The organism is Marinobacter sp. V032, assembly GCF_052645435.1.
Window position 1 is genome coordinate 897,617 of record NZ_JBQXYE010000001.1, and the last position, 25,157, is coordinate 922,773.

General features: G+C 57.5%; 20 protein-coding genes. 8 read left to right on the top strand and 12 right to left on the bottom strand.

The features are described 5' to 3' along the window. Nucleotides 1-43 precede the first annotated feature (43 nt). Together ACUN9X_RS04125 and ACUN9X_RS04130 are read right to left on the bottom strand one after the other, a co-directional pair. Entirely contained in the window at nucleotides 44-1,231 is a 1,188-nt protein-coding gene (locus ACUN9X_RS04125) for an OmpA family protein (protein WP_260039052.1), read from the bottom strand. Nucleotides 1,232-1,421: 190 nt separating this feature from the next. Beyond that, nucleotides 1,422-3,692 carry an ATP-dependent helicase gene (locus tag ACUN9X_RS04130; protein ID WP_445472272.1) on the bottom strand — a complete coding sequence of 757 codons (2,271 nt, stop codon included), beginning with the start codon at nucleotides 3,690-3,692 and terminating at the stop codon, nucleotides 1,422-1,424. Between the two features lie 87 nt (nucleotides 3,693-3,779). Between ACUN9X_RS04130 and ACUN9X_RS04135 the strand changes: the two genes are divergently transcribed. The 3 genes from ACUN9X_RS04135 to ACUN9X_RS04145 all read left to right on the top strand — a co-directional run bounded on the left by ACUN9X_RS04135 (nucleotide 3,780) and on the right by ACUN9X_RS04145 (nucleotide 7,145). Then, the gene (locus tag ACUN9X_RS04135; protein ID WP_445472273.1) at nucleotides 3,780-4,163 is read left to right on the top strand and encodes a DUF2237 family protein; all 384 of its coding nucleotides are present in this window, start codon (nucleotides 3,780-3,782) and stop codon (nucleotides 4,161-4,163) included. An 11-nt stretch (nucleotides 4,164-4,174) separates the two neighbouring features. After that, nucleotides 4,175-6,334 carry a tRNA(Met) cytidine acetyltransferase TmcA gene (locus tag ACUN9X_RS04140; protein WP_445472274.1) on the top strand — a complete coding sequence of 720 codons (2,160 nt, stop codon included), beginning with the start codon at nucleotides 4,175-4,177 and terminating at the stop codon, nucleotides 6,332-6,334. Between the two features lie 136 nt (nucleotides 6,335-6,470). Beyond that, nucleotides 6,471-7,145, top strand: a complete 675-nt coding sequence (locus ACUN9X_RS04145) for an ankyrin repeat domain-containing protein (RefSeq protein WP_445472275.1) — start codon at nucleotides 6,471-6,473, stop codon at nucleotides 7,143-7,145. Nucleotides 7,146-7,166: 21 nt separating this feature from the next. Here the strand turns inward: ACUN9X_RS04145 and ACUN9X_RS04150 are convergent, their stop codons facing one another. After that, complete coding sequence (locus ACUN9X_RS04150) at nucleotides 7,167-8,273, bottom strand: enoyl-CoA hydratase/isomerase family protein (RefSeq protein ID WP_445472276.1); 1,107 nt, start codon at nucleotides 8,271-8,273, stop codon at nucleotides 7,167-7,169. 281 nt (nucleotides 8,274-8,554) lie between these two features. On the opposite strand from ACUN9X_RS04150, the gene ACUN9X_RS04155 reads away from it, so the two are divergent. Next, nucleotides 8,555-8,884: a c-type cytochrome gene (locus tag ACUN9X_RS04155; RefSeq protein ID WP_445472277.1), complete on the top strand. Its 330-nt coding sequence runs from the start codon at nucleotides 8,555-8,557 to the stop codon at nucleotides 8,882-8,884. Nucleotides 8,885-8,917: 33 nt separating this feature from the next. Here the strand turns inward: ACUN9X_RS04155 and ppnN are convergent, their stop codons facing one another. After that, nucleotides 8,918-10,291, bottom strand: a complete 1,374-nt coding sequence (gene ppnN / locus ACUN9X_RS04160; RefSeq protein WP_260039042.1) for a nucleotide 5'-monophosphate nucleosidase PpnN — start codon at nucleotides 10,289-10,291, stop codon at nucleotides 8,918-8,920. A 212-nt stretch (nucleotides 10,292-10,503) separates the two neighbouring features. Between ppnN and thiI the strand changes: the two genes are divergently transcribed. Beyond that, nucleotides 10,504-11,955 carry a tRNA uracil 4-sulfurtransferase ThiI gene (thiI, locus tag ACUN9X_RS04165; RefSeq protein WP_260039041.1) on the top strand — a complete coding sequence of 484 codons (1,452 nt, stop codon included), beginning with the start codon at nucleotides 10,504-10,506 and terminating at the stop codon, nucleotides 11,953-11,955. Between the two features lie 47 nt (nucleotides 11,956-12,002). Here the strand turns inward: thiI and ACUN9X_RS04170 are convergent, their stop codons facing one another. Both ACUN9X_RS04170 and ACUN9X_RS04175 read right to left on the bottom strand, forming a co-directional pair. Continuing rightward, entirely contained in the window at nucleotides 12,003-12,215 is a 213-nt protein-coding gene (locus ACUN9X_RS04170) for a PA3496 family putative envelope integrity protein (protein WP_260039040.1), read from the bottom strand. Nucleotides 12,216-12,457: 242 nt separating this feature from the next. Beyond that, the gene (locus ACUN9X_RS04175) at nucleotides 12,458-13,483 is read right to left on the bottom strand and encodes a histone deacetylase family protein (protein ID WP_260039039.1); all 1,026 of its coding nucleotides are present in this window, start codon (nucleotides 13,481-13,483) and stop codon (nucleotides 12,458-12,460) included. Between the two features lie 222 nt (nucleotides 13,484-13,705). On the opposite strand from ACUN9X_RS04175, the gene ACUN9X_RS04180 reads away from it, so the two are divergent. Further along, entirely contained in the window at nucleotides 13,706-15,160 is a 1,455-nt protein-coding gene (locus tag ACUN9X_RS04180) for an NAD-dependent succinate-semialdehyde dehydrogenase (RefSeq protein WP_445472278.1), read from the top strand. Nucleotides 15,161-15,166: 6 nt separating this feature from the next. Here the strand turns inward: ACUN9X_RS04180 and ACUN9X_RS04185 are convergent, their stop codons facing one another. The 3 genes from ACUN9X_RS04185 to ACUN9X_RS04195 are packed head-to-tail and all read right to left on the bottom strand — an operon-like array spanning nucleotide 15,167 to nucleotide 18,407. Beyond that, nucleotides 15,167-15,580 carry a phosphate ABC transporter substrate-binding protein gene (locus ACUN9X_RS04185; protein ID WP_260039037.1) on the bottom strand — a complete coding sequence of 138 codons (414 nt, stop codon included), beginning with the start codon at nucleotides 15,578-15,580 and terminating at the stop codon, nucleotides 15,167-15,169. Between the two features lie 9 nt (nucleotides 15,581-15,589). Beyond that, complete coding sequence (locus ACUN9X_RS04190; RefSeq protein WP_260039036.1) at nucleotides 15,590-16,741, bottom strand: hypothetical protein; 1,152 nt, start codon at nucleotides 16,739-16,741, stop codon at nucleotides 15,590-15,592. A gap of 52 nt (nucleotides 16,742-16,793) precedes the next feature. Then, nucleotides 16,794-18,407, bottom strand: a complete 1,614-nt coding sequence (locus tag ACUN9X_RS04195) for a methyl-accepting chemotaxis protein (RefSeq protein ID WP_445472279.1) — start codon at nucleotides 18,405-18,407, stop codon at nucleotides 16,794-16,796. 339 nt (nucleotides 18,408-18,746) lie between these two features. Between ACUN9X_RS04195 and uvrD the strand changes: the two genes are divergently transcribed. Further along, nucleotides 18,747-20,912, top strand: coding sequence for a DNA helicase II (uvrD, locus tag ACUN9X_RS04200; RefSeq protein WP_445472280.1), 2,166 nt, complete (start codon nucleotides 18,747-18,749; stop codon nucleotides 20,910-20,912). A gap of 254 nt (nucleotides 20,913-21,166) precedes the next feature. Then, nucleotides 21,167-22,309, top strand: coding sequence for a TRAP transporter substrate-binding protein (locus ACUN9X_RS04205; RefSeq protein WP_260039033.1), 1,143 nt, complete (start codon nucleotides 21,167-21,169; stop codon nucleotides 22,307-22,309). A gap of 81 nt (nucleotides 22,310-22,390) precedes the next feature. On the opposite strand, the gene ACUN9X_RS04210 is transcribed toward ACUN9X_RS04205, so the two are convergent. From ACUN9X_RS04210 to ACUN9X_RS04220, 3 genes are all read right to left on the bottom strand, one after another. Further along, entirely contained in the window at nucleotides 22,391-22,792 is a 402-nt protein-coding gene (locus ACUN9X_RS04210; protein ID WP_260039032.1) for an acyl-CoA thioesterase, read from the bottom strand. 186 nt (nucleotides 22,793-22,978) lie between these two features. Beyond that, entirely contained in the window at nucleotides 22,979-24,364 is a 1,386-nt protein-coding gene (locus tag ACUN9X_RS04215; RefSeq protein WP_445472281.1) for a TRAP transporter large permease, read from the bottom strand. Further along, nucleotides 24,361-24,918 carry a TRAP transporter small permease subunit gene (locus ACUN9X_RS04220; RefSeq protein WP_445472282.1) on the bottom strand — a complete coding sequence of 186 codons (558 nt, stop codon included), beginning with the start codon at nucleotides 24,916-24,918 and terminating at the stop codon, nucleotides 24,361-24,363. The genes ACUN9X_RS04215 and ACUN9X_RS04220 overlap by 4 nt, the downstream gene beginning before the upstream one ends. Between the last annotated feature and the right edge of the window lie 239 nt (nucleotides 24,919-25,157).

Sequence of the window (25,157 nt, forward strand, 5' to 3'; positions counted from 1 at the left end):
GGCCATAACTGACGCGGGCGGCTTTTGATTCAGAGCGTCATACTTACCGCTCTATCTGAATCCGCGCTTCAACCCGACGGTTGTCGGCACGGCCAGCGGCTGTTGAGTTATCCGCTACAGGCTCTGATTCACCATAACCGGTGGCTGAAACCCGTGATTGCTCCACGCCCAGACGGTTGGTCAGACGCTTGGCAACGGCTTCTGCACGACGCTGTGACAGCGCCTGGTTATATTCTGCTTTACCACTGCTATCGGAATGGCCTGCAATTTCAACAACGGTTTCCGGATGCTCTTCCATGAAGTCGGCCACACGCTGGAGTTCGCTGTCATACTGGTCGCCGATAACGGCGCTGTTCAGCGGGAACTGGACTTCAAGCGTGAAGGTTTCAACCGCTTCGGTGACACCGGTACAACCCTTTTCATCAACCGTTGCACCTGCTTCGGTACCCGGGCACTGATCTTTGCTGTTGACCACGCCATCGTTATCGCTATCGAGCTCACAGCCTGTGCTGTTCACTTCGGCGCCAGCAGGCGTGTTGGGGCACTGATCCTGGCTGTCGACTACGCCGTCATTGTCAGCGTCGGCTTCGATTTCGCAGCCGGTCGCGTCAACCTGGGCGCCTGGTGCGGTATTGGGGCACTGATCGGTGTCATCCATGACGCCGTCATTGTCGCTATCCTGAGGCTCAGACTTGGCACCGGCCATACCGAAGCCGATGCTGATACCGACCGTTGCAAGCGTGTCGAAGGCTTCTTCGTCCAGGCTATAGAATTCACGGATATCACCGCGCAGGGAGAGGTTGTCGCTAATGTTATAGCGCACACCGCCGCCAACGTTCAGGCGGGTCTCGCCATTGATGCCGCCACCCAGTGCTTCAAACTCGGTATGGCCGGCACCGGTGGCCAGGTACGGGTTCCAGGTATCCTGGATTTCGCCGAAGTAGTACAGGCCATCCAGGCGGTAATCGTCAAAATCGCTACCGCCAGGCACGTATTTACGGTCTGCGTCGCCCCGTGACCAGACAGCTTCCAGTGCCCAGCTGGGCAGAAAGCGGTATTCAAGTCCGGCGCCGAAGGTGGCGGTTTCGCTTAGATCCCGTTTATCGTCAAAGAGCTGAAAGCCCATGAACGGATTGATATAGATTTTTTGTTGATCGACTTCTTCAGCCATAGCCGGTGTCGCTACGGCCGCCATGAGTGCGGCTGCTGCAAAAGGACGCATCAGGGTCATTGGAACCTCCTGTTCATTCGGTTATTTGTATCGTCGTTAATCTTCTTATTATTTTTGGGTGAGCGCTTTATCGAGCATTCAACCTCTTACGAACAATTTAAGTGATGAGATTCATATTGGACAGGTTTTGAGGCAAATATTGCAGAAATAACATCTTTCCGGGTGCAATTTGATCAATTTTCCGTTGGCTTCAGGGTGTGTCAGCTGGTCGAAAATACAGGTGAGCACTCTTTTTACTGAATGTCAGGGTCTCGCCACTGTCAAAACGAACATCGAAGGCGCGCTCTTCTTCACTCAGAACCAGGCCGGCCCCGAGCACTGCGTGGATAATGCGCGACTGGTGCCATATCGGAGCGTCGGCTAGTGGGCTGTCCGTGGCACTGCAGGACGAGGTGAGGGTGACGCCTTCGCGCTGGGCATAGCGCTGGCTGATGGCAGTGAGAGGTGTGCTGAGCCTGATCTGAGAACCGGCCGAGTCTGCTTGACGATTGTCCAGTTGCCCGCCCATATCGGCCGACAAGGGAAAGCAGAGCTCATGAATGAAACGGCTGCGGCTCTGGTCACCGTCCAGGTGAGGCGTGTTTGAATCCGGTCGGGTGATCAGGTGCAGAGCTTGCCGGGTGCGGGTCAGGGCGACATAGAGCAGGCGGCGCTCGCTTTCGACCAGGCTGCGGATGTCGTCCGTTTGACGGGCCGTGTGGGGCAGGTACTTCTCCTGCAAGCCGGGAATGATGACGATCGGCCACTCCAGCCCTTTGGTCCGGTGCATTGTCGAAAGCTGCACGCCGCCCGCATCCGTTTGCTGGGCCTGAGTTCGCAGAACATCCAGATGATTCAGTGCTTCGGGAACGCCCACATCAAGGCTTTTGATGTAATGCTGAAACCCGCGCACGGTATCGATTCGTTCGTCGGCGGTTTCGTGGGTCATGGCAAGGCTGCGAATGCCCTCAAACAGTTCCGTCGCATCCGCATACCGGGCGATCAGGTCGCTGGCGGATCCTTTGAAATCGTTCAGTACAATCAGGGTATTGCCGAGTGCCTTGAGCTTTTTGGTGGGCATCGGGCCGATGGCGTCGAACTCAAGGTCCAGAAGGCGCTGGCCCCAGTCATTCTCAAATCGCGAAAGCAGTTGGGCCAGGTTGTTCAGCTCCGCTTCGCGCAAGCCGACATGGGGGAAGCGCAGAAGGCTGCGGGCTGTCTCGAGTCGCGCTTCCGGTGGCAACTTGGGCAAATGACCGGCACATACGCGCATCATGTGGGTGATGGCTTCCACCTCGCGGGTAAACAGCGCACCCTTGCTGCTGTCGATGCGGTAGGGAATCTGGCGGGCCAACAGCTTCAGCTCGATCGGTACGCTCTGACTCCAGACCCGGAAAAGGATGGCCACGGCTTCAAGCGGGTGGCCGCCATCCCGTTGTTGTTCCACCAGTCTCAACACCACGTCGCTGTCCTGCGTGGTTTCGTGGAGCTCGACATGGGTAGCCGGCGTTGAAGGGTGCGCGTGACAGAGTACATCCTTGCGACCGGTATTGTGGCTGATCAGGTGGTTGGCCAGCAGTGCTACCTGATGACCGTAGCGGAAGGTGAAGCTGAGGGTCTGCTCAAGCGGGCTTTCAAACTCCTCGCCGAAGCGACTCAGAATGAAATCCGGCTGGGCGCCACGGAACTCGTAAATGGTCTGATCTGGATCGCCCACGACGGTTACCCGGGCCCGTTCGCCGGCGATATAGCGCAACAACAGATGCTGGATTTCGTTGGTGTCCTGATATTCGTCCACCATCACCAGATCCATCTTGTTGGCCACCAACCGCTGTAACGGCGGGTTCTGGTGAATCGCCATAACAGGTTCGTACAGCATGTCGGCATAACTGATGCGGCTGTTGCGTTTGCGCCATTGCTCAAAGCCGTGAAACAGATCGATCAGGTAGCGGTGTTTTTCACCATAGCCGAGCTGCTCAAACACGATTTCCACCGGTGACAGGGTGGTTTTGACCAGATCGATAAAGTGGCTGGCAGTCTCAATGTAGTCCTTCTTGCCCCGCTTGATCTCGTCCTGCAGCGATTCCGGCGCCAGCTGCCGGGTCAGTTGCCAGACCTGAAAGTTGATTTCCTGATCCGACAGGATGTTGTCGGCGAAATCCGGCAGGTAGCCCTCGCGCACAAAGCGTTTGTAGAGCCGGAACCCCATGGCGTGATAGGTGCGAACCTCTGGTAGTCCCAGACCGGTGTCACGGGTGACGTCGCGCAGTTTGCCCTGAAAGTCATTGCGGGCACTGCGGTTGAACATCAGCACTAGGATGCGGGTGGGATCATGGCCCTGTTCCAGCAGATAGCGAATGCGCCAGGCAAGCGTGGTGGTTTTGCCACTGCCGGCGACGGCGGTAATCAGCGCGTGTTCGTAACCGGCGGTGATGATGGCGTGTTGTTCGTCAGTAAGATGGGGCGGCAGGGCTGTTGGCATGGGCGCTATTCTGGCATGACACCCGCCCCTCATCCATAATGGCCGATCATTTTTCATAGTGCGGTTGACCCGCTCGGGAGAATTCCCATGGCCATAGACCTGTTTGAATCCGTCAATGTGCTCGGTGAAGTGCTGGAAAGCTGCAGTAAAGATCCGGAAACCGGCTTCTATCGGGACGGCTGCTGCAATGTCGGGCCCGACGATTTCGGTGTTCACGCGGTGTGCGTGGTCTTGACCGACAAATTTCTCAGCTTTTCCAAAACTACCGGCAATGACTTGTCGACGCCGCGGCCCGAGTTTGGGTTTCCCGGCCTTAAAGCCGGCGATCAGTGGTGCCTGTGTGCCCCCCGCTGGCAGGAGGCCCTGGAGGCCGAATGCGCTCCCCGGGTCCACTTGCGTGCCACTCATCAGGCCGCACTTGAGCATTGCGCGCTGCCAGATCTGAAACGCCACTCGATTGACCTGAACTGAGTGCACCGGGCGTGACTGAGCTGAACGACCGGACATCGGCTGGCTGGCCCACTGCAGCGGCATTGAGGTTGTGGCAGGAGATGCTGGCAGACCAGGGTGAGCGCCGGCTGGTGCTGGTGGAAGGGAATGCCGCTGATGCCCGGAGTTATGCCCGTGACTATGCGGCGACGGTCGGTCAGAGCGCGTCCGGTCAGACATTGTGGGTGGGGGACAAGCAGCCGGGGCTGGGCTCTGTCACTTTGATTCCAGCCCATCAAGCCAGTCGCTGGCTCGGCCGTGAGCTGGATCTGGTGGTCTGGGATGGCTGGCAGGGAACGCCACCGGATGCGTTCGCTGCTATCGCCGGTACACTTCGAGCGGGTGGGTTGCTGATCTGGCTGATGCCACCGCTCGACCAATGGCCGACTTTTGCTGATCCTGATTATCCCCGCACCGGCCTTGCGGACACCGCGCATCATCCTTTCGCCGCTCATCTTGCGTCTGTTATAGCAGGCGATCCTTCAGTATTGCGCCTGAACCGCGAGGGCATGACACCTTCCGATCTGTCTCTACCTGCTGCGAGTGTGGGCTTCTGTCCGGGGGATACACCCTGCCAGCAACAGGCCATCGCCCGGATAATCCGTACCGGCGAAGGCCGCAGGCGCCGGCCACTGGTTGTCCGCGCGGACCGGGGGCGCGGAAAGTCGACTGCGCTGGGGCGGGCTGCGGTGCACCTGCTGCGTGACAAGCGGGAACGCGTGATTGTCACCGCGCCCCGAGCAGAAGCGGTTGATCATCTGTTTTCTGCCGCACAGGCGGCGTGGCCGGAGGCTTCTCGTACGCCGTTTTCGCTGGCCACCAATGGCCGCGAGCTGGTTTTCATACCTGCAGACGTCTTGTTGCGGGAAAGGCCTGCAGCGGAACTGATTCTGGTAGACGAGGCAGCCGGGCTCCCGGCACCACTATTGGAGTCGATCCTGGCGAGTTGGCCTCGCGTTGTTTTTGCCACAACAGTTCACGGCTACGAAGGCACCGGGCGAGGCTTTGATGTGCGTTTCCGGGAAGTGCTCGACCGATTAACGCCACAATGGCAAAGCTGTCGCTTAATCCAGCCTATTCGCTGGCGGAGCGGCGACCCGCTGGAGCACCTGGTCTCCCGTCTGTTCCTGCTGGATGCCGATAGCGCCTCGCTGGCGGAAAGCAGCCTTGCTTCTCAAGTGACGATTGAACGTTGGCAGCCGGCTCAGGCGGACTTGGCTGAGCTCAGGCAAGCATTCGGTTTGCTGACTGACGCCCATTACCGCACCACGCCGGGTGATCTCCGGCAATGGCTGGATGACGTGCAAGCTCAAAGCTGGATCGCGCGCACAGGTGAGGGCGCAATCGTGGGCGTGCTTTGGCTGACACGCGAAGGCGGACTGGATGCGGCCATGGCGAATAGCGTGATGCGCGGTGAGCGACGCCCCCGTGGACATCTTCTGGCGCAATCGCTGGCGTCGCATGGCGCGCTGGCCGAGGCGGCTATGGCGCGCATGGCACGGGTCGTGCGAATAGCCGTCCATGCCGATCTGCGCAGTCAGGGGGTCGGTCGGCAGTTGGTTGAGGCTGCCCGCCAGGCAATCGGTGCCGAGGGGCTTGATCTGTTTGGTACCAGTTTCGGCGCCACGCCGGCCTTGCTGCGGTTCTGGCAGGGGTGCGGGCTGAAGCCATTGCGTCTGGGGTTACATCGGGCGGCAAGCAGTGGCGAGTTTACAGTGCAGATGGGAGCTCCCCTTTCAACGGACGGCCAGCAGGTCATCGAGCGGCTGGCCGTCCGTTTTGCCGAACACTGGCCCTGGCTGTTGGTTAACGAGTTTGCGGATCTGGACGTAGCGCTGGTCTGGGCGCTCACCGATAGCTGGCATGCAGCGCCGCCTCTATCCGTTGCGGACCGGTCGGAGCTGGTGGCTTTCAGTGAAGGATCCCGGCAGTTTGAATTGTCCCGATTGCCGTTGCTCAGGCTGTCATTGCAGGCGGGAATTGCCGGCAATCTGGCGCAGGCGGACAGCGAGGGGCTCTGGTGCAGGGCCGTGCTCCAGCACTGGCGCTGGGAGGCGCTTCAGACTGCTGGCGCCTGCAGCGGACGAAAACAGGGCGAACGTGTATTGCGCGACATGGCACGTAGTGCGTTGGCCTGGCTGGACCAGCAGTAGGGCCTGAAATTCGCTTTCAGGCGCCCGTGAAAAGCAGATTCAGCTGCTGTAACCCATCAACTGTGACTTACTCGCTTTAAATCGGGTTGGCCTGTTGGGCAAAATGGTGGCCCGACAATCAACAAGGATGTGATTCATGGCCATGCGTGCCGCCTTTCTCGCTGCCCTGGTGTTCTCGCTGGCTCTGGCCGGTTGTGCCGGCACGCCACCGCCGTCCAATCTTGACGTCACTCAGGCGTCCGCATCGCCCCTGGTTCAGGCCGCCATCGGTGGTGATGTGGATCAGGTGCAATCCCTTGCCAGCAGTGGAGCCTCACTCAACGTGGTAACAGCGCAGGGGACACCGCTGACCGCTGCCGCTGCCAATGGTCATGACCGTGTAGCCTGGTTTCTGCTCAAACAAGGGGCCAATCCGAACCTGCAGGATGGCAATGGGGTCACCCCGCTGATCGCCGCTGCGGCGGAAGGTTCACAGCGGCTTGTAAAGCTGCTGCTGTCAGCAGGTGCCGACGTAAACGCCAGCGGTGGCAGCGGCCAAACGCCGGTTGGTGCCGCAGCGGAGGCGGGCAACCTGTCGGTGGTGAAAACGCTGCTGGGTGCGGGCGGGAATGTGAACATTGCACCGGATGGTAAATCGCTGCTGATGCATGTGGTAGACAACGGTGATCTGTTGACGGCGGAAGTGCTGATCGCGGCCGGCGCCGATGCCACCTACCGCGCTGAAGATGGCACGACGGCCCTCGATATTGCCCGCGCCAAACGATACCGGGATCTCGAAATGCTATTGGTGCAGGCGGGCGCCGAGCGCTAAAGAGGTTGCTTCGAGTGCGGGTCAGTCCAGATCCGCAAGCGGATTGTCGGTGGGCGGCCAGGGCGGCGTGAAGTAGCGGGCGACATCATCCGCGCTCAGTTCTTCCACGCTGCTGTATTGCCATTTTGGTTGCTGGTCCTTGTCGATCAGACGCGCGCGAATACCTTCTTTCAAGTCTTTCCCGGCACAGCAATTAACTGCCATCGCCAGTTCAGTCCGGAAAATCTCCTTCAGCGACAACTGGCGGGCATGCTTGAGTTGTTCAAATACCAGCCACGCCGAAGTCGGGCAGCCGCTTCGCAGATTGTTGATAGCCGTTTGCCACCAGCTGCTTTCACTATCCCGGCTCAGCAGGTCACGCACAATATCCGGCAATGACTCGCCACGGCAGATGGTGGCGATGAACTGCTCGTGATCAGCCAGTTCGCTTTTCAGGTGTGGTGTTTGATGTTCATTGGAAAACTGGTTCAGCAGGCGATACAGGCGATTGTCATCGGCGGCCACTTCACCACGCCAGCGAGAATCCCGAATGCGCTGGATCAGGGCATCAAAGCCGTCTTCCGGCACCGTCATATCGGCCAGGCCAATGCGCAGGCTGTCGATCTGATTCAGGCGGGCGCCAGTGAGGCCAAGAAAGAGCCCCATGCCTTCCGGCAACCGATTCAGGAAATAACCTGCGCCCACATCCGGAAAGAGGCCGATGCTGATCTCCGGCATTGCCAGTTGTGCGGACGGCGTCAGTAGCCGGTATCGGCTGGCGGCAAGTAGCCCGAGTCCACCACCCATCACGACTCCGTGCGCCCAGCAAATCAGGGGTTTACGGTAAGTGTGAAGGGTGTAGTCGAGGCGATATTCGGCATTGAAATAGCGGGTGGCTTCGGCTTCTGACTGGTCAGTGCCCAGCACGTCATACAGCTGGCGGATATCGCCGCCGGCGCAAAAGGCCCGTTCGCCAGCGCCCTGCAGAATCACCAGGCAGATATCGGGATCCTCGGCCCAGGCATCAAGATGCCTCTGCATGGCGATAATCATATCTTCAGACAGTGCATTCAGGCTGCGGGGCGAGTCGAGTGTAATCAGGCCGGCAGAACCTTCCATGCAGGCAATGGTTTCAGCGTGAATGGTCATGGACTATCAGCAACTCCTGATGGCGTGATTGTAAAATAGGGAGGGCGATGGGCGCCGACAACGGATAACGGGCATTTGTCACCAATAATGCCGCCAAGACGGGGGTGCTGTCACCCGTTGCAAACGCCCCTGAAACGAATCTCCGGTGATGCAGGTTCATATCGCAACGATTGATTGGTGCTCTCTATCCGGGCATATTCCGTGTTATAAAAAGCCAGCAGTTCTGCTGCGGAAATGGAAGTAGCCGCCGCAGACGATCATAACAATCACGGTGAGAGATAATGATTCAGCTGAAAATGATGGTGGCCAGTGTGCTGCTGATACTACCGGTTGCTGTCAGTGCCGCTGGCGATGTTGAGGCCGGCAAGGCGAAAGCGGCCGTGTGCGCGGCTTGTCACGGTCAGAACGGTAAGGCACAGATTCCGATGTACCCGAATCTGGCGGGCCAGAACGAGCAGTATCTGGTAATGGCGCTGAAAGCCTACAAGGCTCATTTGCGCAGTGGTGGGCAGGCAACGATCATGCAAGCCCAGGCGGCTGCGCTGACCGATGCGGATATTGAAAATCTGGCCGCCTACTACGCCAGTCTGCCGGCTGATGGCGGCGAGTAGTCTCACACCCGCCGCCCCTTATTTCCCGGCCGGTCAGGCGTTTACGATGCGATAGCTTGGCTTGTAGGCCGAGCCCGGCAGTTTCATTCGGCCTTGCTGCACAAACGCTGTCAGCAGGGCTTCCAGAGGTTCCAGTAACACGGGATCGCCGGCGATCTCAAATGGCCCTTCCTGTTCGACCAGTCGAATGCCCTGTTCTTTCACGTTACCGGCCACAATCCCGCTGAATGCTTTGCGCAGGTTGGCCGCGACGAGGTGCGCCGGTTGATTACGGTGGAGCTCCAGCGCCCGCATTGAGGCATGTGTGGGTTCAAACGGCTGCTGGAATACCGGGTCAATTGTCAGCAGCCAGTTGAAGTAGTAAGCATCCTGTTTGGAGTGGCGGAACGCCTGAACTTCTTCCATTCCCTGTCTCATGGTCTGGGCGACGCGATCCGGATCATCGATGATGATGTCATAGCGCTCTGCAGCTTCGTCGCCGAGTGCGTTGCGGATGAAACGGTCAATCATCTCGAAATAGGCTGCATTCTCCTTGCGCCCGGTAAACACTACGGGGAAGGGCAGGTCCTTGTTGTCCGGATGTAGCAGCACGCCCAGCAGGTACAGGATTTCTTCCGCCGTGCCGGCGCCTCCGGGGAACACAATGATGCCGTGGCCCGCGCGAACAAATGCTTCCAGTCGCTTCTCGATATCCGGCATGATCACCAGCTCGTTGACGATCGGATTGGGTGGCTCGGCGCCGATAATGCCGGGCTCGGTAATGCCGATGTAGCGCCCGGTTTTGACCCGCTGTTTGGCATGGCCGATGGTGGCACCTTTCATCGGTCCTTTCATCGCTCCCGGGCCGCAGCCAGTGCAGATACTCAGGCCTCGCAGCCCCAGTTCATGGCCGACTTCCTTGCTGTAGACATATTCTTCCCGACTGATGGAGTGCCCGCCCCAACACACAATGATATCCGGATGACGGCCGGCCTGAAGTGCCCGGGCGTTGCGCAGAATATGGAATATCAGATTGGTGGTGTCGTCAGGTCTTTCCCTGGCGATACCCGGGTCGGCTGTGAGCATCGAGTGGGTATAGATGATGTCCCGCAGCACCGAAAACAGGTGTTCGCGGATCCCGCGCAGCATATGGCCATCGACGAACGCCTGCGCCGGTGCATTCACCAGTTCAAGCTTCAGACCGCGCGGCTGCGGTACCAGCCGGATATCGAAATCGGCGTAGCGCTCCATCAGGTCTTTACAGTCGTCGATTTCGGCACCGATATTCATCACCGCCAGCGCGCAGCGGCGAAACAGGCGGTAGAGACCGCCTTCGCTCTTGTCTTTGAGCAGATTGACTTCGTGGCTGGATAGCACTTCGAGGCTGCCTTCCGGCGACACCAGTGCGTTGACGGTTTCCTGCGTCATTGAGTCTGGATCCTTGTTAGAACAAAAAGGTAGAAAGAAATCAGTGTAACGCGTTTAGCTGCTTTATGGAGTGCTGTTGCAGCACGGTGTTGCTCTGTCTGGTTGCCATAACCTGGTCCGAATACCCGCGTTTCGGTAACACCCGATTTTTCGATCCTGCTTCAACGCGTTAAACTGGCGCGTTAACCATCGACTGATACCCCGGATTGCCCATGAATTTTCTGATCAGACCCAGCGCCGAAGTGGCGATCAAAAGCAAACCCGTTCGCCGCCAACAGATTAGGCAGTTACGGCAGAATATCAGCAAGCTGCTGCGGCGTGTCGACGATCGCATCAAGGTGGATGGCAGCTGGGACCGGATCGATGTTCAGGTGCCATCGGACAATACGCGGGGCGATAAACTGATCGATCTGCTGCAGCGCATTCCCGGTATCAGCAATATTCTGGTTGTTCAGGACTACCCGTTTGTGGATTTTGACGGTGTCAGCGAACGCGTGTTGGCGGTTTTCGGCGAGTATCTCAAGGGAAAAACCTTTGCAGTAAGGGTGCGACGCACCGGCAAGCACAGCTTCACCTCAGGCGATCTCGAGCGCCACCTCGGCGGGGTGCTGATGGAAAATTCCGAAGCGGCCGGCGTCAATCTGCGCCAGCCTGACGAGTTGGTGCGGGTGGAAGTAATCGATGATCGCTTTCATGTGGTGGCGCAGCGCTATGAAGGCATTGGCGGCTATCCGCTGGGCACGGTTGAATCAGCACTGACGTTGATTTCCGGTGGTTTCGATTCGTCAGTATCCACCTACCTGAGCATGCGCCGGGGGATGCGGACCCATTTTCTGTTCTTCAATCTGGGCGGCAGTGCCCATGAAGTCGGCGTCAAACAGGTGGCCCATTACCTGTGGTCCCGCTACGGCGCGTCCCACTCTGTGAAGTTTATTTCAGTGCCGTTTGAAGCCGTGGTTGCCGAAATTGTCAGGTCAGTCGATTCGCGTCATACAGGCGTTATCCTCAAGCGCATGATGCTCAAGGCCGCCTCTGAAATTGCCCGTGCCAACAATGCCAAGGCTTTGATTACCGGCGATGCGGTGGCACAGGTATCGAGCCAGACGCTGACCAACCTTAACGTGGTGGATCGAGCCAGTGAGGAAGTCGTTCTGCGACCGCTGATCACCATGGACAAGATGGACATCATCAAGCTTGCAGACCAGATTGGCACCGAGGTGTTCTCGCGGAACATGCCCGAATACTGTGGTGTTATTTCACAGAAGCCCGTCACACGTGCCCGTCTGCACCGGGTTGAGGAAGAAGAATCCAAGATGGATATGGCGGTGCTGGCACGAGCCATTGAAGAGCGGGTCGATATCCCGATTCACCGGGTGCTGGATACGGTGACCACGCCGGAAGATGTGGAACTGGTGCAGACTCCGGCCATTGCGGATGTCATCATCGACGTGCGCCATCCGACGGAGGAAGAGCGCTCACCCTTGCACCTGACCAACAATGAAATTCTTCGCATTCCGTTTTATGAATTGCAGGAGCGCATGGACGAGCTACAGCCCGATCGCCGTTATCTGCTGTACTGCGAAAAAGGCATGATGAGTCAGGTTCACGCCGGCCACCTCAAGGCAGCCGGTCGCGACAATATTCTGGTTTACTCCCCGGGCTGAGTGTTTGTCAGTCCGAGATGTAATCATCGTTCAGGCGATTTCCGGGATTACACGTCCCATCCGTCGCGAATGGCATCTTCCAGCGCCTTGCGCTCGAAGTGTTGCTCGATCGCGCGTCGGGCGGCAAGCCGGCGTTTTGCGGCGGCGCGTTCCTTTTCGCGGGTTTCGTCGCGCGTAAGGTGATCGAAGATAGAGAGAATTTCTGCCTGAACATTCTCGACGGGATAGGGCTGGTGAGCTGAAGCTGATGACGTTCGCATGTGTCACATCCTCCTGTTGTTAACCCGATGAACGCCTGCATGGCACCCCGATTGCCCGGGGGCCTGAAGCGGCGTTCCTGACGCGATGGCTTGCGGCGCGATGCGTCCGGCGTCGCCCGCAAGCCAGATCCTAGTTCGCCTGTGTGACAGCACAGTGAACTGCGGATGGCATTTTCAAGTCAGTCCCGAAATCGTTTAACCCCGGGATTCGTGGTAGAAGGGTGTTCTCAATGCGCGTCAGCCTATAACGAAAGCCCCTCCAGCCCGCTGACAAACTGCCGCACGTTTTCAGGCAGCGTCTCCAGATCGTAACCGCCTTCCTGAACCACGAGCGTGGGCAGGCCGGCTTTCGCGACCCGTGCGCCCAGTTTACTGAACCCCTCGGACGTGACCGACACCTTGGCCTGCGGGTCGTTCTGGTAAATATCGAAGCCCAGTGCCAGCACAATCGCATCCGGCTGGAACAGCTTGATGGCCGCCATCGCTTCTTCCAGTCGAGCAAAGAAATCGGCTTCGGATGAGCCGTGAGGCATCGGCAGGTTGATGTTGTAGCCAAGACCCGGACCTTCGCCTCGCTCGTCTTCAAAGCCGCTTACGACGGGATAGAAGTTGGTCGGATCCCCGTGAATCGAGATGTAGAGCACATCGTCCCGCTGGTAAAAAATATCCTGAATGCCCTGTCCGTGATGCATGTCGGTGTCGAGCACGACAATTCTGGGGAAGGTGCGGGTGAGTGATTGGGCGGCAATAGCGGCATTGTTAAGGTAACAAAAGCCACCAGCTGCATCGCGCCGTGCGTGGTGCCCGGGCGGGCGGCACATGGCATAAGCCGTGCGGTCACCGGCGATCAGGGCATCAGCTGCACCCAATGCCGATTGTGCTGACCAGTACGCCGCTGTCCAGGTGTTTTCGCCAATCGGGCAGCTGCCATCCGCCTGGTAACGGGCGGCTTCGGCCAGAATGCCGCGCAAGGGGTTGGGGGAGGGCACGAAGATATTCGACATTACCTCGTCACCCCAGTCTTCCGGGATCGCTTTCCAGCGCCGGTGAGCGGATTCCAGAAAACGGAGATAACCCAGGTCATGCACCGCCGAGATCGGACCTGCACCCTGATCGGCCGGCTCCAGTACCTGAATGTCCATGGATTTCAGGCCCTCAAGCATCAGGCCGGTACGATCCGGTATTTCCTGAGGCTGTCGCATCTGGCCGCGGGTAAAGTAAGTGCGCGGAATATGCAGATCCTGTGCGGGGTGGAAAAACGCTTTCATGGCCACGGCTCCCAACATGCGGGTAATGGATTTGGTTGATTGCTCTGGTTCAGGCCCTCGATCAGGGATGCTTTGAGCTGAGTATAGGCACCGAAATCCTCCGGACTCAACCCGTCAATAGGCTAATTTAACGCCGTCATGATGTGTCGAAAAGCACAAGACTTGTCCAACGCCATGTCATCAGCCACTATGAATCGATGTAAATCCATACAAGGAGCCGACATGATTCAGTCACCGTTATTGACGCAGTTGGATGGTTATATCGGGGGGCAGTGGGTTAAAACATCCACAGGTCAGACTTTCGATGTTTATAACCCGGCGACAGGCGAAGTGATCGCTGCGGTGGCGTCGATGTCCGAGGACGAAGTTAAGCGCTCGATCAGTGAAGCGAAGGCGGCCCTCAGGCTGACAGAGCCTTATGATCTGGAGACCCGGCGTCGCTGGCTTGGCGGGATTCGCGATGCGTTGCGAGAGAACAAGGACGAAGTCGGTCGAATCCTGTGCCTGGAGCATGGCAAACCCCTCAAGGAGGCGCAGGGCGAGGTCGAATATGCGGCCGGTTTCTTTGATTATTGTGCGAAGAACATTGAAGTACTGGACGCCCACGAAATTGACGAAAAGCCCAAGGATTGCACCTGGACGGTTCACTATCGTCCGATCGGTGTTGCGGCACTGATTACGCCCTGGAACTTCCCGATCGGGATGATCGCCAAGAAGCTGTCAGCGTCGCTGGCGGCAGGCTGTCCGTCCATTATCAAACCCGCCAGTGAAACGCCGCTGACCATGATTGCCCTGTTCCAGCTGATTCACGACAAAGTGGATATGCCGGCGGGCATGGTCAATCTGGTGATGGGTAAATCCAGCATGATTGGCAAGTTGTTCTGTGAATCACCGGACGTGCCGATGATCAGCTTTACCGGTTCAACGGAAGTAGGCCGCACGCTGATGGCCGACAGTACCGGTTGGGTGAAAAAGCTGGCGCTGGAGCTGGGCGGTAACGCACCGTTTATTGTCTTTGATGACGCCGATCTTGATGCCGCAGCGGATAATCTGATGGCCAACAAGTTCCGCGGTGGTGGCCAGACTTGTGTCTGCGCCAACCGGGTATTCGTCCATGAAAAAGTCGTCGATGCCTTCAGTGAAAAGGTGGCACAAAAGGTCAACGCTTTGAAGGTCGGTGATGGCATGAAAGACGGAGTGGATGTCGGGCCGCTGATCAACAAGGCCGGTTTCGATAAGGTCCGCCGACACGTGGAAGATGCAATTGCCAAGGGCGCAAAGCTGATCGCAGGCAAGGATCCCTCGTCGCTTAGCGGTAACGACCTGTTCTATCCGCCTTCGGTGGTTACCGGAACGACCCGCGATATGTGCTGTTCACAGGAAGAAACCTTTGGGCCACTGGTGCCGATGGCGACTTTCAGTAATGAAGATCAGGTGATCGAGGCGGGTAATGATACCGAATTCGGGTTGGCAGCCTATGTCTTCACTGCGGATGCGGCGCGTGCCAGCCGGGTGATTGGCGGTTTGCGGTTCGGTCATGTGGGCTGGAATACGGGTACCGGACCGACACCTGAAGCACCGTTCGGTGGGATGAAGGCATCCGGCGTAGGCCGTGAAGGGGGTGTTGAGGGCCTCTTCGAGTTCGTCGAGGCCCAAACCGTACCGAAAGGTTTCTGAAGCCGGTTACGGCTTCAGAATGACTTTCACGGAATCATCAACCTGGGTGGAGTCGATATAGCCGACGCTGCCCAGTGTTGATGATACAGACGCTTTCATCGCTGCCGCGTCGTTGACTTCCTGCGGTGGCTGACCTTTTCCGGTAAAGACCTGCTGTGACCAGAATGCCTTCAGCTGCGCATTGCTGCGGCTGGTGACGGCACTGTGGAATGCGTCGCGGGTTGCATTGCCTTCCGGCAGCTCAAACGGAGTAGCCCGCTGACCGTCCGGCATTTCCTTGCTGCGGTTCAGGTAGATGTTACGCACCTGATCCAGGGAAATCGCATCCGGTCCGCCGGTGTGGCCGATGATGACCACTTCGGCCTGAGCCACAGGGGCCAGTAGCAACAAAGCAACCAGTACTGAATAAATAGACTTCATGTTGGCTCCTTAGAATGCGGAATCAATTTTGACGGTGTAGACGTTGGTGCTGTCCAGATCATCGCCGATGATGCCTGCAGCGTTGAGGCCGCCGGGATCGTTTTCAAAGCCAGTGACGTAGGTCCAGTCGAACTTGACGGCAACACCGGACAACACATCCCAGCGCATACCCAGACTGTACTCATCGCGGTTAGTGTTCAGTGCAGTCCGAAGCCCAGAGCGCTCATCGTCGTCTTTGCTTTCGATCCAGCCAACGGAGACGTACGGCGTCAGCGAATTAATGCGCCGAGCAACGGTCAGGTAAGCTGAGTCGGTATCGGTGAATGCGCCGTCCACATCGATGCGTGTGATTTCCGAGATCACCTGCCACGTGCCGTCGTCGTAACCAAACCCAAGACCATAAAAGTTACCGCGGTCTCCGTCGGCCAACTGGCCTAGCCCCGGGGCGCTGATGTTGGTTTCGGCTGTCGCTACCACCGCACGGGCTTTCCAGACATAGTCTGTCCACTCGGCATTCAGGCCTACTGTATTTCGGAACTCTACGTCAGCACCGCTAGTGGTCTCAGGATCATCGGTAAACCCGCTGAAAAGCTGAGTTGTGATCGCGGAACCGCCTAGGCTGTAGGTATAGGTCGCGTCGGCACCTACATAATTGTTAACGGTTACAGGGCCATAGACGGCTTGAGGTGGGCGGGCCCAGGGTTGCGCATAACCGACTTCCAGCGAATCGGAATACATGAAGAACGGCAGGCGCATTTTACCGGCGCGAATTTGCAGATCGTTGGTCAGTTGGTGGCTCAGGTAGGCCCATTCCAGTTCGGTGTCCCAGTCCTGCACACCACGGGAAACCAGCTGCATCACGGCTTTGGTGTCGTCGTTGATCGAGAAGGTGCCTTGCAGTGCCATCAGGCTCAGATCGGCTACTTCCGACTCTTCGGTAATGTCTGCAAAACCGGCATCGTTGTCAGCACGGGCGTAACCGGTGCTGAAAAAACCGTTCAGGCGGACACGGTCAGCGGCTGATGATGTGGCCTGCTGCTGCAGCGAGTTGACGCGCTGCTCGAGCTTGTCGATGCGCTCGGCATCGGTTTCCTGGGCGGACACGCTGCTTGCAGCGATGCAAAGCGCCAGCGGGGCGACCTTGATGTAATGAGGTACCATAGTTTTTCTCCAGCTACAGGTATTTTCTGGCGCCCCTGGCGGAGCGCATTTATCAGACTTTGAATTGGCCGGCGACTTCGCTCAGTCCGTCGCTGATCTGGCGAATGTCATGGCTGACAGTGTCCAGTTCGCGCGTGCTGCTGCTGACCTGCTCGGCGTTGTTGTGAATATCGGCAATGTGTTGTGTCACCGAGTTGAAAGTCGCGCTCTGTTCGTAGGTTGCGGCGGCAATCTGCTCGTTGATACTGCTGATCGACTGCATGTTCTCGAGGATTTTGCTCAGCATCTCCCCGGATTCGGTGGTGGCATCGACGCCTTCACGGGCCTTGGTGACGCTCTGCTGCATGGATTTCACGGCAGAACCGGACACGTTGGTCAGCTCGCTGATGACACTGTGAATTTCTTCTGTAGCGCTGCGGGTGCGCACTGCCAGGCCCCGGACTTCATCGGCAACCACGGCGAATCCGCGGCCGTGCTCGCCGGCGCGCGCCGCTTCAATGGCGGCATTGAGCGCGAGCAGGTTGGTCTGATCGGCAACGGTCTGGATCGTGTTCAGCAGGCCGCCCACTTTCGCGGAGAATTCCTCAAACTGGTTGACCAGCCCGGCAGTTTGTTCCACGTCGCCGGCCAGGGCGCGAATCGTGTCAATGTTGGCGGTAACCGTGGTGTAGCCTTTCTGGGCGAAGCTGGCCGCGTCCTGGGTTTGATCGGATGCACTGCTGGCGAAGCCGGCGACTTCCTCAACGCTTTTAACCAGCTCTTCAACCGCATGGCGGGCAGCCGAAATTGCCTCTGACTGATCCTGGATGCGTTCCAGGTTCTGGCTGCTGGATGCGGCCAGTTTCAGGGAAACAGTATTGAGTCCGCTGACATCGGTGCTGATGGTGCCGAACGAAGCGTGCAGTTTTTCAACAAAGGCATTGAAGTGAGTCACGACTTCCCGCAGCTCATCTTTGCCGGTGTAGGTCAGGCGTGATGTCAGGTCGCCTTCGCCGGACGCCATAGCCTTCAGCGAGTCAATAATTTGTCCCAGGCTGCGGCTGATAGAGCGGCCAATGACCAGGCTGAGCACAACCAGCAGCAAGGTGGCACAAATCAGGATCACGATGCCGATAGTCGAAGCGCTTTGAGAGGCATCAACGGTCTGGCTGATCGATTGGGTAAATCTGGCCCGTGTTTCGGTGCGCATGGCGGTCATGTCTGCCCGCAGATCTTCCAGCCGCTTGGCATTGGTGGCCGCTTCAGCGCCAATGCGATTGAAGTCGGCATTGCCCGAAATAATGCTGCTGGCGATGCGCGTGGCAGTGGTGTAATAGGTTTTCATTGTGCTGGCCAGCGCATCGGTACGGTCGCTGCTTTGGGGGTTGAGGCGGCCGAGCTCTTCCAGGTTATCCTGAATGGTGTTGAAGTAGGGGCGAGTGGCTTCTATTTGGGTATCGTCGCCGGTGACCACTGCGCTGTTGATCTGCAGCTCAATCAGGGACAGTTGGCCCAGGTTTACGGTCGAGAGTTCCAGCGTCGGGTAAAGCTTCTGCTCCAGCTCGGCGAGCCGTGCCGAGTTCTGACGCTCAGTGATAATGGTGAAACCCTCGCTGATAATGAAAGCAAGGATCGCGACGGCAACCATCAAGGCCAGTTTCTGGGAAATTTTCAGGGCAGATAGCATAGGGCATCACTTCGTCAGTTGGACACTTGAACCGTCAGGAGGCACGATCCTACCGGTTGTATGAAAAGTTACTGAAAAGAAAGGTAACTGTTTTGTATTGTTTATTTATTCAGCAGCTCATAGCCTGTTTAACGGCTCATTGAGGCGCAACTTTAGCCGCGCAGCCGCTATCTGTGGAAAGTACGGACAGGGCGCCGGACGACTATGCCGGGTGCGTGGTCACAGGTTTCTCTCGAATGTAAAAAGGCGGGGGCGATGTTTACCTGATTGGCGGTCGTACCCATGGCTCAGGTTGGTATAATCCCGGTTCTTCATTCTTCTTCTGGCAAACGGTTCTCCATGGATGTCTCCCCGATCATTGATCCCCTGAACGACGCTCAGCGCGAGGCGGTCACCGCACAGAACAGTCACCTGCTGGTACTGGCCGGCGCCGGTAGCGGTAAAACCCGCGTACTGGTGCATCGTATGGCCTGGCTGATGCAAGTCGACAAGGTGCCGGCCACCGGTATTCTTGCGGTGACTTTCACCAACAAAGCCGCCAGGGAAATGCGTCACCGGATCAGCGAGATGATGGATCTGCAGGGACACGGCCTTTGGTTTGGCACCTTTCACGGAATCGCTCACCGGTTGCTGCGAGCGCACTGGCAGGATGCCGGCCTGCCAGAGAACTTTCAGGTGCTGGACAGTGACGACCAGATCCGCATGGTGAAGCGGGTGATGCGTGAACTGGGCATCGACGAGACCCGCTGGCCGCCGCGTCAGGCGCAGGGATTTATCAACAGCCAGAAAGACGAGGGGTTGAGGGCGGATCACATTCAGGATAATCCCGGTGACCACTACACCTCGACCATGCTGAAAATCTATCAGCGCTACGAGAAGCAGTGTCAGTTCAGCGGGCTGGTGGACTTTGGCGAGTTGTTGCTGCGCTCCCATGAGCTCTGGTTGCACAGGCCGGAACTGAGAGCGCACTACCAGCGCCGCTTCAAGCACATCCTGGTGGACGAGTTCCAGGATACCAATACGATCCAGTACGCCTGGCTGCAGGTGTTGGCCGGTGCCGCGGTGCCCCTGACCATTGTCGGTGATGATGATCAGTCCATCTACGGCTGGCGTGGCGCCAAGATCGAGAACATTCAGAAGTTCCAGCAGGATTTCCCTAATGCCCGTCTGGTGCGGCTGGAACAGAATTACCGCTCGACTCAAACCATTCTCAAAGCGGCGAATGCGGTGATTGCCAATAATCAGGGAAGGCTGGGCAAGCAGCTCTGGACCGATGGCAAAGAAGGTGAGCTGATCAGCCTGTACGCCGCGTTTAACGAACAGGACGAAGCCAACTATATTGCCGATACCATTGCAGCCTGGGTGAACGAAGGCAATCTGCGAGCCGAGTGCGCCATCCTGTACCGTTCCAACGCCCAGTCCCGGGTGCTGGAAGAAGCGCTGCTGCGCCAGGGAATTCCATACCGGGTCTATGGCGGGCTGCGGTTTTACGACCGGCAGGAAATCCGCAATGCGCTGGGCTATTTGCGGCTGGTGCACTATCGCAACGACGATGCGGCCTTCGAGCGGGTTGTGAATGTGCCGGCCAGAGGAATTGGCGCCAAGAGCCTTGCTGATATCCGGGCGCTGGCAGCAACTGAAAGCCTGTCCCTGTGGCAGGCCTCCGAGCGCCTGCTGGAAGCCGGTGCCGTCAAGGGCAGGGCGCGTACAGGTCTGCAGCACTTTATGGGGCTGGTCGAGTCCATGGCAGCCGATCAGGATGACCTGGATCTGAAGCAACTGACCCAGCGGGCAATTCACGATAGCGGGCTGCGAGATTATCACGCCAGTGAAAAAGGCGAGAAAGGGCAGGCGCGGGTTGAAAACCTGGAAGAGCTGGTCAGCGCGATGGCCGACTTCGAAGTCGAGGATGGCATTGATCCCTTGTCGGAATTCATTGCGCAGGCAGCGCTGGATGCCGGAGAAGCCCAGGCTGAAGCACATGAAGACAGCGTGCAGCTGATGACCTTGCACTCGGCCAAAGGACTCGAGTTCCCTATGGTATTTCTGGCGGGGGTCGAGGAAGGGCTGTTCCCTCACAGCATGTCGCTGGAAGAACCGGGCAGGATGGAGGAAGAACGCCGGCTTGCCTACGTCGGGATCACCCGTGCCATGACACGGCTGGTGATGACTTACGCGGAATCCCGCCGGCTCTTCGGTCAGGAGAAGTTTCATGCGGTATCCCGTTTTGTTCGGGAAATTCCGTCGGATTGCATCCAGGAAGTCCGGTTACGCAATACTGTGACGCGCCCGGCGCTGGTGCAACGCCGCAGTGAAAGCCTGTTCGATTCCGAGCCGATGGCGCAGGCCGGTCTGCAGCTGGGCCAGCGGGTGCATCATGCCAAATTCGGAGAAGGGGTCGTCATGAACTGCGAGGGCTCGGGCCATCACACCCGGGTACAGGTTAATTTTGACGACGGAGCCAAATGGTTGGTGCTGGCTTATGCGCCATTGGAGCCGTTATAGCCGGTGCAAAGACAAAACCGGATGATGGGCTATTATTGCCTGTGATTGATAACAACAAACAGATGAACGAATGCGCCCTGCGGCGCTGGCGGCCTGATGTCTGGGATCAGACTTTAGACTAAGAGCGTTGAGGCGGGTTTTCGTTCACTCTTGGAGGGTTCGGCCGAACGCACACAGATCGTGTGGGCCGCGCACGGGATGTCACTCGCGAAACAGCACTTCCCGCATACAACAATGAGAAAGAAGGAGAAGACATGAAACGTCGCAATCTTTTGGCTGCTCTGGTCGCCGGTGCGCTGGGACTCGGCCTTGCCGGCTGCTCGCAGGAACAGGACGGCGCCACAAGCTCCGCATCCAACAATAATGAAAACGCAGCCAGCGCGTCGACCGCTGACAAAAAAGTCTACAAATGGAAAATGGTCACCACCTGGCCCAAGAACTTCCCGGGTCTGGGTACTGCGCCCGAGCATTTTGCAGAGCGCGTGCGTGCGATGACCGATGGCCAGATTGATATCACCGTCTACGGTGCGGGTGATCTGGTACCTGCTCTGGAAGTCTTCAGTGCTGTTTCCCAGGGCACTGCGGAAATGGGTCACGGTGCCGGGTACTACTGGAAAGGCAAGATCCCTGCCGGTCAGTTCTTCTCTACCGTTCCGTTTGGTCTGACAGCTCAGGAATACAATGGCTGGATGTTCTACGGTGGCGGTCTCGAACTTTATCGTGAGGCTTACGAGCCATTTGGTGTTATTCCCTGGCCTGGCGGTAACACCGGTGTCCAGATGGGCGGCTGGTTCAACAAGGAAATCAACAGTGTTGATGACCTGAACGGCCTCAAAATGCGGATTCCGGGTATCGGTGGTGATGTGCTCGAGAAAGCGGGCGGCACGCCAGTGAATCTGCCTGGTGGCGAAATCTTCACTGCGCTGCAAACCGGCACGATTGACGCCACTGAATGGGTTGGCCCATACAACGATTTGGCTTTTGGCCTGCACCAGATTGCCGAATACTACTACTACCCAGGCTGGCACGAGCCCGGCACTGCGCTTGAGATGATCGTCAACGCTGACGCCTATAACGGCCTGCCGGAGCATCTGCAGGCGATTATTGACGTTGCCGTGCGCGAAATGAATGCCGATATGCTGGCCGAGTACACTGCACGTAACAACGAAGCACTCAAGGAGTTGGTGGAAGAGAAGGACGTGAAGTTGCGCCGCTTCCCTGATGATGTCATCAACCGCTTGCGGGAAATGTCTGATCAGGTAGTGAAAGACCTGGCCAAGAAGGATGAGATGGCAGGTAAGGCCTATGAATCCTATAAGGCGTTCCGTGACAAGGTAGTGCCTTACACCGATATTTCTGAAAAAACCTATCTTGATATCCGCGAAGCCAAAGAGTAACGCGGGCTCTTGAGATATGACTGAAAACCCCGGTGCCCTTTTTTGGGTGCCGGGGGTTTAACACTGTAACCCTGCTATTGCTCAGTCCTGCTTCGGCACTTCCCTGATTCTGCCCTGTTCATCTATCGCAACGAACACAAACATCGCCTCGGTGACTTTGCGCCGGCGATCGGTATTGCGATCCAGGGTCCAGACTTCGACGCTGATCTTCATCGAGCTGCTGCCAATGTCTTCAAGGTGGGTATAACACGCCACCTGTGAGCCGACACGCAAAGGCGACAGAAACTCCATACGATCGATAGCGACTGTCGCCGTTCGCCCGCGGGAGATACGGCCGGCCGTTGTGGCCGCTGCCAAATCCATTTGTTTGACCAGCCAGCCGGCAAACACATCGCCGTTGGCATTGGTGTCGGACGGTAACGGGATAAGTTGCAGTGCGAGTTGTCCGCGAGGGTTGGGTTTGTCGTCGTCTGTCATGTTCATGGGTGTGCTGGCTCGGAGCTCTCTGGTCGCAGTGAATCGGACAGGCCACACAGGGCCCTGTTGCCGTTTTTGTTGTTATCGTTTGTGTGATTAATACGCTATCGAATAGCTAAAACACAAGCCATGCAGCAGGCATTTGTGACTGCTGCATGGCCTTTTTTTGAGATTGACGTTGCTGTGCCGGGGTTATCCGTAGAAATACTCCGGCAAGCCGGTGGCGAGCACGGGCCAGATCGCCAGCATGATCAGCATCAGGACCTGTATGGCAATGAACGGAATGACGCCTCGGTAAATCTGTGATGTTTTGATTTCCGGCGGCGCTACGCCGCGCAGGTAAAACAGAGAGAAACCGAAAGGCGGCGTCAGGAATGACGTCTGCAGGTTCAGCGCAATCATGATGCCCAGCCAGACCGGATCAATGCCCATTTTGAGCAGTACCGGTGCCACGATCGGCACCACCACGAAGGTGATCTCGATAAAGTCGAGGATAAAGCCGAGCAGGAAGATGACAATCATGACCACGATCATGGCGCCGACGGCACCGCCGGGCATATTGGTGAAAATATCGTGGATCAGGATATCGCCACCGTAGCCCCGGAACACCAGTGAGAAAATTGCTGCACCGATCAGGATCAGGAATACCATGCAGGTGACGCGAGTCGTCTGCTGGCAGACGTTGCGCATGATTTCGACACTCATCTGGCGCTTGATGGCTGCCAGGATGCTGGCGCCCAAAGCGCCCACACCGGCCGCTTCGGTTGGCGTGGCGATGCCCGACAGAATAGAGCCGAGCACCGCAACGATCAGGATCAGGGGCGGAGTCAGGTCGCGCCAGATATTGAGGTCGCGATCCCGCTTTTCTTCGTCGGTCCGGTTGTCGTTCGGCGCGGAACTGGGGTGGATATAGGCCACAGCGATAATGTAGATAATGTACAGAAGAACCAGCAACAGGCCCGGAATCAGCGCACCAACAAACAAGTCGCCCACCGAAACCGTGTCAGGGCTGAAGATGCCCATATCCCGCTGCGCCCGTTGGTAGGCGCTGGACATGACATCACCCAGCAACACCAGTGCGATGGATGGGGGAATGATCTGGCCCAGGGTGCCGGTCGCGCAGATTGTGCCGGTCGCAAGCGACGGGCTGTAGCCCCGCTTGAGCATTGTGGGCAGAGAGATCAGCCCCATGGTGACCACAGTTGCACCGACAATACCGGTGCTGGCGGCAAGTAGCATGCCCACGACGGCCACTGAAATACCCAGCCCGCCTCGCATGCGCTTGAACACTTCCGCCATGCTTTCCAGCAGATTCTCGGCAATCTTTGATTGCTGCAGCATACAGCCCATGAAAATAAACAGTGGAACCGCGATCAGGGTCTGATTGGTCAGCAAGCCGAACAGGCGATTCGGTGATGCACCGAGAAAGCTGGTATCAAATACGCCAAACAGTGTGCCGCCAAAAGCAAAGGCGAGTGCGGTGCCGGCAAGGGAAAACGCGACCGGGTAGCCTGCCATGAGCACCACACAGACCACTGCAAACATCACCAATGGCAGGAACTCGATAAAACCGCTCATACCCACTCCTCCGCTGCCGCCGGCGGCGCTTCTTTGGGTAAGGCGCCGGTGAGTACGGCAATATTACGGAGCACTTCTGCGACTCCCTGAATGATTAAAAGGGCACACATCAATGGCATTAGTGACTTCAGGAGAAATACTGCCGGAATACCAGATGATTCCGGCGAGGTTTCCATGATGTGCCAGGAACGCACCACGTAATCCCAACTGGTAACGGCGATAAAAATAACCACCGGTAGCATCAGGAATAACGTTCCGAGCAGATCAATCAGTGCCTGTCGGCGCCCGGAAAGCTTCTGGTAGATGATATCGACCCGCACGTGCTCGTTGTGCTTCAAGGTGTAGGCGCTGGCCAGCATGAAGACCATCGCGTGGAGGTACATCACACTTTCCTGCATGAAAATGGAAGAGTGATTGAACAGGTATCGCAGCAGGACGACAGCGAATGTCAGAACGACCATTCCCACGTTCAGCCAGGCGAGTGTGCGGCCCGTAACTTCCGTGAAAGTGTCCAGCGATCGCATAAATCGGATCAGGGGAGCGTTATGAGTCATGATTTAATAGTCATGTTATTGGAATTGTAGGCCCATATGTTAGAGGGCGCAGCGCTGTCTGCAAGCAAAATCCTGCCAGTGTCGACCAATGGCGTATATCGGTGTGTACGAAAAAGCGCGCCCGCTGTCATGTAAGTGTCACATATAGCCCTTAGGCTGCACTCATCGGCTCACTCTTGCCGGTTTCGGATACGGGTCTGAAGGACAGGACTTAACACTGTCAACAGAACGCCCGTCAG